Origin of the sequence: Nocardia pseudovaccinii, from assembly GCF_050942345.1 — a bacterium.
Lineage (GTDB): Bacteria > Actinomycetota > Actinomycetes > Mycobacteriales > Mycobacteriaceae > Nocardia > Nocardia pseudovaccinii.
The window spans coordinates 7,420,020-7,432,937 of record NZ_CP192074.1 but is presented as its reverse complement, the minus strand read 5'-3'; the positions used below and the strand labels follow the sequence as shown (position 1 = coordinate 7,432,937).

The following is a 12,918-nucleotide window of genomic DNA, read 5'->3' as shown; positions in this document are numbered from 1 at the left end:
CGCGAAACGGCCTGTCTCCCTGGCGATATCGGGAGACAGGCCGTTTTCTTCTCAGAAACCGGCTTCGGTGGCGATCCGGTCGGCGGTTTCGGCGAGTCCGTCGACCATGTCGGTCGTCGGAATGCCCGCGGCCGCACGGTTGCGGGGGTCGTCGAGGGTTCGCCGGTACACACCCTCGGCAATGACCGCGAGCTTCCACAGCCCGAGCGCATGCCAGAACCCGAGTGCCCGCCGGTCACGTCCAGTGATCGCGAGATACTCCTCGACCAGTTCGGCACGGGACGGAAAACCCGGGAGCATAACCATTTCCGTACCCGGAATGGCCGCTTCGCCCGGCATCGGCCAATAGGCCAGCAGACTGCCGACATCGGCCAGCGGATCACCGAGGGTGCACAGCTCCCAGTCGAGTACGGCGGCGACCGCACCCGTCTCCGGTGTGGTGATCACATTGCGGAGGTTGTAATCGCCGTGCACGAGCGCGAGTTCGCGCTGTTCGGGAACGGCGGACCGGAGCCGTTCGGTGAGACGGTCCACCAGCGGCAGGTCCCGTGTTTTCGACTTCTCCCACTGTGCCGACCACCGTTTGAGCTGTCGCTCGGCATACGGTTTGTGACTGGCCAGGTCGATCAGCGCGGTGGCTTCCAGATCGACGGCGTGGATGCGGGCCAGCGTCCGCACCAGTGACAGCCCGGCGCCGCGGCGCAGTTCGGGGGTGATTCGCTCGGCGGTCTCGACACCGTCGATGACCAGTCCGTCGACGAATTCCATGAGCACGAGCGCGATCTCGCCCTCGTGCCGGACATCGTGGACGCGCGGCACGGGGACATCGGTGGGCGCCAGGGCCGACATGACGCGGGCCTCCCGCGCCACGTCGTGCGCGGATGCCAGCAGGTGGCCGAGCGGCGGACGCCGCAGCACCCACCGCCGCCCGTCCGCATCGGTGATCAGGAAGGTCAGGTTGGACTGGCCGATCCCCACCCGATCGGCCCGCACCGGCCCGGTACACGCCGAACCGAGCGAGGACACCCAGTCCGCGAACGCGGCCGCATCGATATCGAAGCCGGTCGCGTCCGCGGTGGGCTGAATGAGCCCGTTACTTGTCTGCATTCGTTCCTGTCCGTCCTACGCCCCGGTCCTGAACTTACCGAGTTCGGCGCGCGCGATGGCGCGTTTGTGCACTTCGTCGGGTCCATCGGCCAGACGCAATGTGCGCAGGTGCGCGTACATGCTGGCGAGCGGGAAATCGTCGGTGACACCGGCCCCGCCGTGCACCTGGATCGCCCGGTCCACGATCCGCAGCGCCATCTCCGGTGCGGCGATCTTGATCGCCGCGATCTCGACCTGGGCCGCCTTATTGCCGACGGTGTCCATCATCCAGGCGGCCTTGAGGGTCAGCAGCCGGGCCTGTTCGATATCGATGCGGGCCTCGGCGATCCAGTCCTGGATATTGGCGCGCTCACTCAGCTTCTGCCCGAATGTGATTCGCGATTCGGCGCGTGCGCACATCAGTTCCAGCGCGCGTTCGGCCATACCGATGGCGCGCATGCAGTGGTGGATGCGACCCGGGCCGAGCCGGGCCTGGCTGATGGCGAAACCCTCGCCCTCGCCCTTCAACACATCCGTGACGGGGACCCGCACATCGGAGAAATCGATCTCGGCGTGGCCCTCGCGGTCGGCGTAGCCGAAGACCGGCAGATTGCGCATGACCGTGACACCGGGTGCGTCGATCGGCACGACCATCATCGACTGCTGACGGTGCTTGGGTGCGTCCGGATCGGTCTTGCCCATGACGATGAGCACCTTGCAGTTCTTGTGCAATGCGTTGGAGGCGAACCACTTCCGGCCGTTGAGCACGTAGTGGTCGCCGTCGCGCGTCATGCGCAGCTGGATATTGGTGGCGTCGGAGCTGGCGACGGCGGGCTCGGTCATGGCGAAGGCGGAGCGGATGGTGCCGTTCAGCAGCGGCTCCAGCCAGCGCTCCTTGTGCTCCTGGGTGCCGAAGAGGGTGAACACCTCCATATTGCCGGTGTCGGGCGCCGAACAGTTGCACGCCTCCGGCGCGAGATGCGGGCTGCGGCCCATGATCTCGGCCAGCGGAGCGTATTCCAGATTGGTGAGCCCCGGACCCCATTCGGGATGCGGATGGAACAGATTCCACAGGCCGCGGGCGCGGGCCTCGGTCTTGAGGTCCTCGACGATCTGCGGATGGTGGTGCGGATCGCCGGATGCCGCCATCTGCTTCTCGTATTCCGACTCGGCCGGGTATACGCATTCGTCCATGAAGGCGCGCAGATCGCGTTGATACTGCTGGGTGCGCTCGGACGTGCTGAACAGGTCCATCGAGGCTCCGATCGTTGGTGCGGGCGGTCGAAAGTGACTGCGCCGCAAGGTGAGTGGATCAGCTAGGGGTTCGTAGTGCGGGCCACAGCAGTGCCGCCGTCGATGCGGCGTCGCGGTGCACGATGCCGCCGAGTCCGAGCAGTTCCGCCGCGGTGATGTTCTGCTCGAGGTCGTCGACCATGATGGTCTGCTCGGGCGCGACACCGAGTCGTTCGCAGCCGACGAGATAGGCCCGGCGGGACGGTTTGCGGCTGCCGATCTCCGCGGAGATGGTCACCGCGTCGAACATGGCGGGCAGGTCGAAGCCCGCGTAGCAATCATCGCCGAGCGAATTCGACAGCAGGCCGACCCGGTAGCCCGCCGCGCGGACACTCGCGACCAGCTCGATCATTTCCGGGTCGGGATGCAGCCGGGACTGGATGCGATCGACAAGGCCGGCATCGTCGATTTCGACGCCGTGCGCGCGCAGCCGCCGCGCGAACCCGACCTCGAACTCACGCTCACCGATGCGCCCCTCTTCGTGATCCACCAGCAGCGCACTGCTTTCCGGATCGCGGGTGAGCAGTAGCAGCGGTAGCCGCGGGGCGCCCAGCTCCGCGCCGAACTCGGCGAAGGCGGCGAGCACGGCGGTGGTGAGCACGCCGCCGAAGTCGAACAGCACAGCGCTGCGCCCACTCAAGACAGTGACCTCCGATAGCGCTGCATGCCCGCGATCCACCGGTCGTGATCGGCAGCCTTGCGGTTCAGGAATTCTCGGACCTCCTCGTGCGGCAGCACGAGGAAACGTTCGGCCTCGATGGCCTCGAGCACGCGATCGGCCACGTCGAGCGGAGCCAGCACCGCCCCGGCTCCGGTGACGGCGCGGGTGGCCAGGTCGCCTGCGGATCCGCCGTCCGTGCCGAGTCCGGTGAGCAGGGCGGTATCGACACCCATCGGACACAGGCAGCTGACCCGCACACCGAGATCCCCGTAGGTCACCGCCAGCCATTCGGCGAATCCGACGGCCGCGTGCTTGGAGACCGCGTAGGTGGCCGAACCGATCTGGGTGAGCAGTCCCGCCGCCGAGGCGGTGCTGACGAAGTAGCCGCTGCCGCGCTCGAGCCAGCCCGGGACGAGCAACCGCGCCGCCCGCACGTGGGCCAAGGTGTTGACCTCGAGTGCTTGCTCCCACTGCGCCTCGGTGGCGTCGAGGCCGGGGCCACCGCCGACACCGGCGTTCGCGAAGAACATGTCGACGGGGCCGAATTCGGTTATGGCCGTATCGATGAGCTTGCGGAGATCGGATTCGGATGCGGCGTCACCGGCCTGCCCGGACACCGCGCCCGGAAATGCCTCGGCGAGTTGACGTGTCGTCGCCGCGAGCCGGTCCGCGTCTCGGTCGGTGATCAGGACGCGAGCTCCGTGCTCGAGCAGACGTTGCGCGATGGCCGCGCCGATGCCGCCCGCGGCGCCGGTGACGATCGCGACCGCGTTCTGTACGCGCATCAGTTCGCCTCGCCGTTCAGCCGGACCAGCATCTTGCCGGTGTTGGCACCGCGCAGCAGGCCGAGAAAGGCGTCGACAGCGGTGTCGATCCCGGTCAGCACCGTGGTGGGGACGCGGAGGCTGCCGTCACGCACCCAGTCCGCCGCGAGCGCCGCGTACTCCGGTGCCAGCTCCGGATGGTCGGTGACGATGAAGCCGCGCAACGACAGTCGGCGAACCACCGCCAGCGCCAGATTCTTCGGGCCGGGCGGCGGGGTTTCGGCGTTGTACCCGGCGACGGCTCCGCACAGGGCGATTCGGCCGAAGTCGCGCATCGAGCCGATCGCCGCCTGCAAATGGTCGCCGCCGACATTGTCGAAGTAGACGTCGATGCCGTCCGGGGCCGCCTCGTGCAACCGTTTCCCCAGACTGCCCGCCCGGTAGTCGATCCCGGCGTCGTAGCCGAACTCCTCGACCAGCCGCCGTGCCTTCTCCGGACCGCCCGCCGATCCGATGATCTTGGCCGCGCCGAAGTGCCTGGCCACCCGGCAGGCGGCAAGACCGACGGCGCCTGCCGCGCCCGAGATGAATACGACGTCACCCGGACGGACCGGCGCGATTTCCTTCAGACCGACATACGCCGTGAGTCCTGGAATGCCGAGCGGGCCGAGGTAGGTCTCGGCCGGGGCCAGCGTGGTATCGACCACGCGCGCCTGCCCTGCCTTCAACAGCGCGTACTCCCGCCAGCCGAGATCGTGCAGCACTGTCGTGCCGACGTCGATTCCCGGTACACCCGAGGCGACGACGGTGCCGACCGCGCCGCCGTCCATGGGGGCATCGAGTCGGAACGGCGGAATGTAGGACTTCACGTCGTTCATGCGGTTGCGCATGTACGGATCGACCGACATCCAGTCGTTGCGGACCAGCAACTGCCCGCTGCCCGGGTCCGGGACATCCGTTGTCACCATCCGGAAATCGGATGGTGCGGGTTCGCCGGTGGGCCGGGCCACCAGGTGTACCTCTCGGCTCTTCACGACCAGAAACCTCCATGTTCATGCGCGCTGACCGGGGCGTCCGCGATGGAGCGCCGGTTGCCGGATAGCTCAGAGGTTAATTGAAGTTGACGTCGGATTCAATTGTTGGATCCGACCACGGGTGCGGGCGCACCACTCACGGCGCACCCGGCCACGATCCGATTATGCGGGCTGTGCGGTGACCGCCGTGTGAGCTTCGGCGGCATTGATCGCATCCACCTCGGGATTGCGCCGCACGAAGCTGATCATGAGCAGGGCGATCACCGCGGCCGCGGCGAACATGCCGAATCCGCTCGTGGTCAGGCCGTGCGACAGCAGTACGCCGCCGAACCACGGACCGAAGATCGAACCCCACCGGCCCACGCTGGAGACCCAGCCCAATGCGGTGGCCCGCACGCTCGGCAGATAGTAGGAACTCGTGGACGCGTAGATCAGGGTCTGCGCGCTGAACAGGAAGCCGCCGGTGAGGAAGACGACGGTGTAGGTCACCACCAGCGGCATGTGGAAGACCAGCAGGCCGACCCCGATCGCGGTCATCGCGAACCAGATCATCGCCACCGGGCGCGGGCCGAATCGGTCGGCCAGTGGGCCCGCGATGAGCATGCCCGCGATGCCGCCCAGGTTGATCACCAGCAGGAAGCTGATCGCCGAGCCCAGGTTGTAGCCGTGGCCGCGCATCATGGTGGGCAGCCAGGTGTTCATGCCGTAGACCAGCAGCAGGCCGAAGAACGACGCGATCCAGAACAGCAGCGTCGTCTGCCGCACCGAGGACGCGAACAGCGCGCGCACGTCCCCGCGCCGCCGCTGGGCACCCTGCTCCGGGGTGTAGAACTCCAGTGGCACACCGTATTTCGCCGCCTGCGCATCGGCCTGCTCGGTGCGGCCGCTGGACAGCAGGTAGGTAATCGATTCCGGCAGCAGCGCCCAGACCACCGGCACCAGCAGCAGCGGCAGCGCGCCGAACCAGTACACCGAACGCCAGCCGAGCTCGTGCACGACCGACATGGCCAGCGCACCGGCCAGGGCGCCACCGGCCTGGTGGGCGGTCATCAGGAAGGTGACCGCGAAGGCCTTGCGTCCGGCCGGTGCGAATTCCTGCACCAGCGCGATACATGTCGGCAGCAGTGCGCCCAGACCGTATCCGGAGATGAAACGAGCCAGGGCGAACGCGCCGACCGACGGCGCGGCGGCCGCACCGGCCGAGGCGATCGAAAAGATGATCACCCCGGTGATGAGGATCTTGCGCCGTCCGATGCGGTCGGTGAGCAGACCGGCGCTGAGGGCGCCGAGCAGCATGCCGAAGTTGGTGAGGCTGCCGATATCGCCACCCATGGCCTTGGTCAGGTGGAAGGCCTTGTCGTCGAGCACGCCGGGGAGTACCGCGCCGTAGACGAACAGATCGAGACCGTCGAGTAGTACGAGGAACCAGCACAGTGCGATGACGCGGACCGCCAGTCGGGAAATGGCGGTGTTTCCGCCGGGCAGGGCTATCGAGGACAACGGCGTCTCTTTCGTCCAAGGGTGTGCATCATAGTGACGCAGGTTACAGTGCTTGAGATATAGCACACAATATCTCCGTCAAAATTGTTAACAATCGCGATGAATGTTGGCAGACAGAGATGGGTGCGAGTTGGATTGCGGCGTTGCGAGAGGGATCGGCGGAAGTCGCCTAATCTTCGCGCGCCAACTCCTCGGCAGTCGGCGTGCCATGCGTGTGGAACGACTCGATGGTCTTCAGTCCCCAGGCCTGTCCCTTGGCGCGTTCGGTCTCGGTCCAGTCCACCCGTTTCCAGTCGGGCGCCAGGATCAGCCGCGCGCCCGGGTTGCACAGTTCGATGCGGTTGCCGCCCGGCTCGTAGACGTAGAGGAAGAAGGTCTGCTGGATGGCGTGTTTGTGCGGCCCGGTTTCGATGAATACGCCCTGGTCGAGGGCGACGTCGCAGGCGCGCAGGATGTCGTGTCGGCTGTCGGCGGCGAATGCGATGTGGTGCAGCCGTCCGGACTTGCCGAGATTGTCCTTGGTGTAGACGATGTCGTAGCTCTTGTTGGTGAAGGTCGTCCAGGTCCCCGCGACGGTGCCGTTGTCGAGCACGATCTGCTCGGTGGTCATCGCGCCGAGCGTGTCGACCAGGAAGTCGCGGTTGTCCACGGGGGTCCTGCCGAGGAAGTTGACGTGGTCCAGCCGCCGTGCCGGTACGCCGCCGCTGGGATAGGCCGCGGCCTGGTTCTTCAGCGACGGCCGGATGTCGTCGCCGCATTCGAACCATTCGGCCTCGTAATAGAGGCCGAATTCGTGGCCGTCCGGATCGGTGAACAGGTAAGTGGGGCCGAAGCCCGGCTCGCCGTCGGTCCAGCCGATGCCGCGACCGACCGCCTCGATCGCTGCGACTCGCTGCTGCAGCGCTTGCTGACTCGTCGCCCGCAGATAGGTGCGGGCGATGCCCGCGTGCCGGTGCGCCCGCAGGGTGATGGTGTGGTGCTGGTAGTCGTCCCAGGCGTGCAGGTAGACCAGGTCGCCGTCGGCGCCGACCACACGCAGGCCAAGGAAGTCGGTGAAGAAGCGGACGCTCTCGTCGAGCTTCGGGGTGAGCAACTGCACGTGCGCCAGATGCGCGATCTCGTGACGGGGTGCCATATTTCGGTCCTCCTTGACCAGCGGCGCATCAAATGCGGGGAAAAGCCGTACCGGCGAATAGTTTTCGAGCGGTGCGCACCACACCGGCCGAACGCACCAGCGGCGGGGTGACGGTGGTATCCAGGTCGATGTCGACCAGCAGATGTCCGGACGGGTGCTCCACGTCGATCCGCTGTGGTCGGCCCGCGGTGGGGTCGTGGCCGACCGCTCCCGGAGTCATCATCGCCGTTGCCGCGCTGATCGCGGCGAACACGCCGATCGAAGTGTGTGGTTGGACGGGGATGAACGAACGAGTGCACATCCGGCCGCCATCGCGAGCGGGGGCGAGCAGCACCGTCTTGGGCACCGACGACTGTGACACGTCGCCGAGGCCCATCAACTGGGCGGCCTTGCGGCGCAGGCGATCTACCCGGCCCAGCAGCGCGGTGTCGGCGGCCAGTTCGGCGTGCGCCTCGTAGCCGGTCAGCCCGAAACTCGTCGCGGTCGCGACAACGACCGGCATGCCGTTGTCCACGCAGGTGACGTCGATACCGTCGATGCTGTCGCGCAGTCGTCCGGTGGGGAACAGGCCTGCTGTGGCCGAGCCCGCGGTATCGGTGAACGACAGCACCACCGGTGCTGCGGTGCCCGGGACGCCGTCGATGCTGGTATCGCCGTCGTAGACCGGTAGCCCGTCGCGAATCGGGAAGCTCGCGGTCGCGAGACTGTCGGAATTGACCAGGTGGATACGGATATTCGCACTGTCACCGGTCGCGGTCACCATTCCGGTCTCCACGGCGAACTGACCGACACCGGCGAGGATATTGCCGCAGTTCTGCTGATCCGACACCGTCGGCTGATCGACGCCCAACTGCAGGAACAGATAATCGACATCGACGCCGGGCCGCCGCGAGGGCGAAACGATCGCCACCTTGCTGGTCAGCGAGGTCGCTGCGCCCATGCCGTCGATCTGCCGCGGATCCGGTGTGCCCATGATCCGCAGCAGCAGATCATCGCGCGCCGCCGGATCCGCGGGCAGATCGACCGCCCGGAAATATCCGCCCTTGGATGTTCCGCCCCTCATCCATATGCACGGAACACCTTGGTCGGCAACCGGATTCATTGCGGTTCCTTCGCGATGTAGTCGTCGTAGGTGAGGTAAGTGATGCCGAACTCGCCGAGGCGGTCGCGCAGGCCGTAGCGGTCCAGGCCGAGCTCACCCTGCCGGAACGCATGTCGGCTCGCTTCCTCTCTGGCCATGCGGGCTGCCGAAAGTTCCAGTACCTCAGGGGCTTTCAGGCGCGGCACGCAGGCGACGCCGTCGTCGTCGGCGACTATCACGTCACCGGGGTGAATCACCTGACCCTCCAGCACGATCGGCACGTTGATCGCCCCGGCTGTCGCCTTGACCGACCCCTGCGCACTCACGGCGGTCGACCAAGCGGGAAAGCCCGTCTCTCTCAGCTCCGCGACATCCCGGACGCCGCAGCCCAATACGACGCCGCGCACACCGCGACGCTGCAGCGCGGTCGCGAAGAGCTCACCGAACAGTCCGTCCGTAGAAGGCGAATTCGTCACCACCACAAGGACATCGCCTTCGGTGCACTGTTCGACTGCGACATGGATCATCAGGTTGTCGCCGGGCCAGCACACCACGGTGACGGCGGTGCCGCCGATCCGCGCCCCGGGCCAGGCCGGACGCAGCCGCGGCCCCAGATATCCGACCCGACCGGCTGCCTCGTGCACGGTCGCGACACCGTAGGCACCCAGTCGGGCGGCATCCTCGATCGAGGCGCGCGGCGGATCGGTCACCACGATGGACTTCACAGGCCTTCCTCTCCTTGTCGATGCGATGCGGCAATGGCCCGCAACGCATCTCGGGTGGCGGACGCGATATGCGGGGTGATGCCGAGGTCGGTCAGTTGCTGCGCGGCGGCTGCCATCTCCTCGGCCCGGCGGTTCGCGTGCGTGCGGCTGCCGCTGATCAGCCGGTCGATCATGTTCGCGTCGAATTTCACGAACTCGGTGGTCAGGTGCTCGTGGAACCATTCGGCGCAGCCCGCCGCCTCGGCCCCGGCCATCGCCTCGACGACGGCCGCCGCCAGTCCCTTGTAGACCACACTGCGCAGCAGCTTTCGCGAACTCGCGGCACCGATCGGGCCGTCTACCTTTTCGATCGTGACTGCGAGGCTGCTCATCATCGTCGCGAACAGCGGTGCTGCGGGACCGGAGGCCGCCATCGGGGTGTGCAGGCCTCGTCCTGGCACCGGGGCCATGATCGCGACATCGACGAGATCACCGCCGATATCTTCGACCAATTCGGCCAGCTGTACCTTCGACGCGGGCGACACCGTATTCGCCTCCGCCCAAACGGTGCCCGGTCGCAGCCCGGGTAGGGCTGCCCGTAGCGCGGACTCGGCTTCGTCTCCGGTGGTCAGGTTGAAGACCAGCTCCGCGTCACGGACCGCGTCGGCGTCATCGGAGCACTGGGTAACACCCTCCGGTGCAACGACTTTCGGGTCGAATCCGCGCACGTCGGCACCCGCCACGACGAGATCGCGGGCGAAAGCGCCACCGGCTTCACCGAATCCGAGCACCGCGACGCGGAGCTGAGGGGTATTCACGACAGCCGCGTGGTGACGTGCGGGTAGTGGCGCACGAACGCCTCGGCGCGACTGTTCTTCAGCAGGCCCAGGTTCGGACCCGCATTCCGCTCGAGCTGCACGCCGCGACGCGCGGCGAGGTCTTCGTAGTAGGTCCACATGTGCTCCTGAGCGCCGAGACAGCGCATCGCCTTGCGCTTGGTCTCGAACACTTCGGTGATATCGAGCAGCACGTCGGGGCGGAACTCCGACATCTCCGATTGATGTGGTTCGAAGCTGAAGACCGGGGGAGCGCCCAATGCCTCGCCGGGAGCGTCGTAGCCGATGGCCTGGGCGAGGATGCGGGCCTGCAGCGCCATGCGGGCGGCTGCGGGGTGGTCGCCGTTGTACGGGTCGACCAGGGTGTGGGTGAGCACCACGGTCGGGGTGACCTCGCGGTAGACGCGCACCAGCTGGTCGGTCAACTCCTGCGATTCGAGCAGGGGGTAGTCACCGGCATCGAGGAAGCGGATATGCGCCCCGAGCACGTCGGCGGCCGCCTCGGCCTCACCGCGGCGCAGCGCCTTGATCTCGTCGAGGGTTCTGCCCTCCCGCCAGGCCTTGGCCGACTCACCGCGCTCGCCATAGCTCAGGCACACCACCGTTGCCCGCTCGCCGCGCGCCGCGGCCAACGCGATCGCGCCGCCCGCGCGCCAGACGAAGTCGCCCGCGTGGGCACTCACCACCAGTAGCGATTCGGTTGCGTTCTCGGCCATCGCCTCACCTCACTCGATCACGGATGCCGCACCATGCGGCGGAGCACGGACATGCGGTGTAGCTCACGTCCGCAACCACAGTAGATTTTTGTCGGCGAAATTGTCAACAATTTTGGTGACGAAGTTTGAGTGGCGTCGTGATGATCGGGGAACGTTGTACGGTCGGTCAGCGAGTTCGCGCACGTCCCGCCGCAAGAGAACGCAACTCGGTGTTGAGCAGCATCCTGACGGCGATGGTGGCCGCAGCGACGGCGAGCGAGGTCCAGGACGGTTCATCGGCCAGCCGGATCAGTCCCGCCGCCACCAGGAAATCGGTCAATACCGGGAGCGTGGGCTGGATCCGACGCAGGCGCAGCCCGACACATGCCGCGGCGAGTACCCCGAGCAGGGTCACCAGCACGGCCGCTTGGTGTAGCACCGCCGTCATGACGTTTTCGCCTGGCTACCGGGCGGTGTCTCGATGCGTCCTGGCTCGATTTCGTCGCGTTCCCTAGCCAGTTCCTTGCCCAGCACGTAATTCAGGACGGTCCGAATGGTCGCGATAGCGGCCAACTGCCCGATCTCGGTGAAGGTGGGCGCCACAGCCGTGCGCAGGATATCCCCGGCCAGCTGAAACTCCAGCCCCAAGGCGAGGAACCGGCCCAGGGAAAGCCGGACGCGATCGAACTCTCGTCGAGGTTCCCACCCGTCGCGCTTGGCCGAGCGGCCCCAGCGAAGTCCCACCCGCACGAACTGTACGAATGCGACCACCGCACCGACGAAAATGACCAGCGCACCAGTGAATTCCACCAAACGCACGGCCATGTCGACGATGTCCCGCAACCTCGACTCCGGGAGCAGATCCCAACCCATGCAGGGATTATCGCCACCACGCATGGCCCGTCTCGCTCATCCATCGCGTGTCGCTGAACGCGTATCCAGTCGAGCAACCGAGCTCGAAGGCCATCGCGACACCGGCGGCGTGGGAACCTGGGGCCCCGGCTGCTGGCGCTCAACCTCGCCCGTCACACTGTCCACAACATTCAGCCCGATTTGGACATCCTGAAAGAAGGCCGTCCCCAGTATTCGGGGGATGCCGACAAGCTGATCGACGCCGCCCAGGTTGTGGCCATCGAGTTCCAGACGATCGCCGCAGCCAACAACTACTGGCGGTCCTGAACGACGTATCGACGAACTGCCTGTGGCGGCGCCACCGCCAGCGCGTCGCATGTGTGGGCTGTGGTAACGGCGCATTCGTCGAGCCGCCGCGGACGCCGACTGCTGGGCAACGTCACGCGGTTGCGCGGGAGCTCGGATTGAGATCGCGTGGGCCGCCCTATCGCGGTGCGGGTGCTCGGCGCTTCTCGTCGGGCCGATTTGTCCTCGTGCTCAGTCGAAGTCGCCGACCGCGGCGATCACACTGTCCAGGTGCGCACGCATCGCCTGCTCGGCACCGGCCGGATCATGCGCGATCACCGCCTCGATCACGGCAAGATGCTCGCCGAGCGAAGTCTGCGGACGCCCGGGCCGCAGCGACAACTGGAACTGAAATCGCACCACCTGGGTGTTCAGCCGCCCGATCAGATCGCTTGCGGTCGATTGACCGGCAATCTCGGCGAGCACCGCATGCAACTCATGGTTGAGTTCGGAATACTTCAGCGGCGCACCCTCCCGCACCGCCGCGGTCAGCTGATCGGCATACTCGCGCAGCCGCTCCACATCGGCCGGACCGGCATGCTCGGCCGCCTTCGCGGCGATCAAACCTTCCAGCGCCCTACGGCATTCGAGGATTTCGACGGCCTGCTGCTTGGTAACCCGGCGCACCCGAGCGCCCCGATTGTGTATGCGCTCGATCAACCCTTCGGCCACCAACTCGTCGATGGCGGCCCGCACGCTCCCCCTGGTAACACCGAATTGCTCGACCAACTCCGCTTCGACGAGCCGCTGCCCAGGCGCCACCTCCCCCTGCCGAACGGCGCGACGCAACCGCTCCACCGCAATGGCTTTGCCCTGCGTTCCCCGCTCCAACTCGGAAGTCTGCGACACTGACACCATCCTGTTCAGGCGACCATATTGTCAGAAATTATGCCAACAATTCGTAGAGTCGCCCAACGACACCCCTGTGGAGT

15 protein-coding genes are annotated in these 12,918 nt (G+C 66.7%); 1 reads left to right on the top strand and 14 read right to left on the bottom strand.

Annotation, left to right across the window (positions count from 1 at the left end; genetic code table 11):
- Positions 1-51: 51 nt before the first annotated feature.
- The 13 genes from ACQPZ2_RS33475 to ACQPZ2_RS33415 all read right to left on the bottom strand — a co-directional run bounded on the left by ACQPZ2_RS33475 (position 52) and on the right by ACQPZ2_RS33415 (position 11,662).
- Entirely contained in the window at positions 52-1,107 is a 1,056-nt protein-coding gene (locus ACQPZ2_RS33475) for a phosphotransferase family protein (protein WP_433522074.1), read from the bottom strand.
- Between the two features lie 15 nt (positions 1,108-1,122).
- On the bottom strand, positions 1,123-2,340 hold the full coding sequence (locus ACQPZ2_RS33470; protein WP_433522073.1) for an acyl-CoA dehydrogenase family protein: 1,218 nt from the start codon (positions 2,338-2,340) through the stop codon (positions 1,123-1,125).
- Positions 2,341-2,398: 58 nt separating this feature from the next.
- Positions 2,399-3,019, bottom strand: coding sequence for an HAD family hydrolase (locus ACQPZ2_RS33465; RefSeq protein ID WP_433522072.1), 621 nt, complete (start codon positions 3,017-3,019; stop codon positions 2,399-2,401).
- Positions 3,016-3,825 carry an SDR family oxidoreductase gene (locus ACQPZ2_RS33460; protein WP_433522071.1) on the bottom strand — a complete coding sequence of 270 codons (810 nt, stop codon included), beginning with the start codon at positions 3,823-3,825 and terminating at the stop codon, positions 3,016-3,018. Before ACQPZ2_RS33460 ends, ACQPZ2_RS33465 begins: the two co-directional genes overlap by 4 nt.
- Complete coding sequence (locus tag ACQPZ2_RS33455; protein ID WP_433522070.1) at positions 3,825-4,838, bottom strand: NADP-dependent oxidoreductase; 1,014 nt, start codon at positions 4,836-4,838, stop codon at positions 3,825-3,827. Before ACQPZ2_RS33455 ends, ACQPZ2_RS33460 begins: the two co-directional genes overlap by 1 nt.
- A gap of 162 nt (positions 4,839-5,000) precedes the next feature.
- Positions 5,001-6,338, bottom strand: a complete 1,338-nt coding sequence (locus ACQPZ2_RS33450) for an MFS transporter (RefSeq protein ID WP_433522069.1) — start codon at positions 6,336-6,338, stop codon at positions 5,001-5,003.
- A gap of 169 nt (positions 6,339-6,507) precedes the next feature.
- The gene (locus tag ACQPZ2_RS33445) at positions 6,508-7,473 is read right to left on the bottom strand and encodes a VOC family protein (RefSeq protein ID WP_433522068.1); all 966 of its coding nucleotides are present in this window, start codon (positions 7,471-7,473) and stop codon (positions 6,508-6,510) included.
- A 28-nt stretch (positions 7,474-7,501) separates the two neighbouring features.
- Positions 7,502-8,575 carry a 4-oxalomesaconate tautomerase gene (locus ACQPZ2_RS33440; protein WP_433522067.1) on the bottom strand — a complete coding sequence of 358 codons (1,074 nt, stop codon included), beginning with the start codon at positions 8,573-8,575 and terminating at the stop codon, positions 7,502-7,504.
- Positions 8,572-9,279, bottom strand: coding sequence for a 4-carboxy-4-hydroxy-2-oxoadipate aldolase/oxaloacetate decarboxylase (locus ACQPZ2_RS33435; protein ID WP_433522066.1), 708 nt, complete (start codon positions 9,277-9,279; stop codon positions 8,572-8,574). The genes ACQPZ2_RS33440 and ACQPZ2_RS33435 overlap by 4 nt, the downstream gene beginning before the upstream one ends.
- A complete protein-coding gene (locus ACQPZ2_RS33430) occupies positions 9,276-10,076 on the bottom strand; it encodes a DUF1932 domain-containing protein (RefSeq protein ID WP_433522065.1) in 801 nt (266 codons plus the stop codon). Before ACQPZ2_RS33430 ends, ACQPZ2_RS33435 begins: the two co-directional genes overlap by 4 nt.
- Entirely contained in the window at positions 10,073-10,810 is a 738-nt protein-coding gene (locus ACQPZ2_RS33425; protein ID WP_433522064.1) for a PIG-L deacetylase family protein, read from the bottom strand. Before ACQPZ2_RS33425 ends, ACQPZ2_RS33430 begins: the two co-directional genes overlap by 4 nt.
- 166 nt (positions 10,811-10,976) lie before the next feature.
- On the bottom strand, positions 10,977-11,237 hold the full coding sequence (locus ACQPZ2_RS33420) for a hypothetical protein (protein ID WP_433522063.1): 261 nt from the start codon (positions 11,235-11,237) through the stop codon (positions 10,977-10,979).
- On the bottom strand, positions 11,234-11,662 hold the full coding sequence (locus ACQPZ2_RS33415) for a DUF1622 domain-containing protein (protein WP_433522062.1): 429 nt from the start codon (positions 11,660-11,662) through the stop codon (positions 11,234-11,236). Before ACQPZ2_RS33415 ends, ACQPZ2_RS33420 begins: the two co-directional genes overlap by 4 nt.
- 63 nt (positions 11,663-11,725) lie before the next feature.
- Between ACQPZ2_RS33415 and ACQPZ2_RS33410 the strand changes: the two genes are divergently transcribed.
- On the top strand, positions 11,726-11,968 hold the full coding sequence (locus ACQPZ2_RS33410) for a hexameric tyrosine-coordinated heme protein (protein WP_433527591.1): 243 nt from the start codon (positions 11,726-11,728) through the stop codon (positions 11,966-11,968).
- Positions 11,969-12,178: 210 nt separating this feature from the next.
- Here the strand turns inward: ACQPZ2_RS33410 and ACQPZ2_RS33405 are convergent, their stop codons facing one another.
- Positions 12,179-12,844, bottom strand: a complete 666-nt coding sequence (locus tag ACQPZ2_RS33405; protein ID WP_433522061.1) for a GntR family transcriptional regulator — start codon at positions 12,842-12,844, stop codon at positions 12,179-12,181.
- Positions 12,845-12,918: the final 74 nt, after the last annotated feature.

Excerpts from the sequence above, each read along its gene's own strand:
- ACQPZ2_RS33405 (WP_433522061.1), bottom strand. The coding sequence starts at position 12,844 with ATGGTGTCAGTGTCGCAGACTTCCGAGTTGGAGCGGGGAACGCAGGGC.
- ACQPZ2_RS33460 (WP_433522071.1), bottom strand. The coding sequence starts at position 3,825 with ATGCGCGTACAGAACGCGGTCGCGATCGTCACCGGCGCCGCGGGCGGC.
- ACQPZ2_RS33475 (WP_433522074.1), bottom strand. The coding sequence starts at position 1,107 with ATGCAGACAAGTAACGGGCTCATTCAGCCCACCGCGGACGCGACCGGC.
- ACQPZ2_RS33470 (WP_433522073.1), bottom strand. The coding sequence starts at position 2,340 with ATGGACCTGTTCAGCACGTCCGAGCGCACCCAGCAGTATCAACGCGAT.
- ACQPZ2_RS33445 (WP_433522068.1), bottom strand. The coding sequence starts at position 7,473 with ATGGCACCCCGTCACGAGATCGCGCATCTGGCGCACGTGCAGTTGCTC.
- ACQPZ2_RS33425 (WP_433522064.1), bottom strand. The coding sequence starts at position 10,810 with ATGGCCGAGAACGCAACCGAATCGCTACTGGTGGTGAGTGCCCACGCG.
- ACQPZ2_RS33440 (WP_433522067.1), bottom strand. The coding sequence starts at position 8,575 with ATGAATCCGGTTGCCGACCAAGGTGTTCCGTGCATATGGATGAGGGGC.
- ACQPZ2_RS33415 (WP_433522062.1), bottom strand. The coding sequence starts at position 11,662 with ATGGGTTGGGATCTGCTCCCGGAGTCGAGGTTGCGGGACATCGTCGAC.
- ACQPZ2_RS33420 (WP_433522063.1), bottom strand. The coding sequence starts at position 11,237 with ATGACGGCGGTGCTACACCAAGCGGCCGTGCTGGTGACCCTGCTCGGG.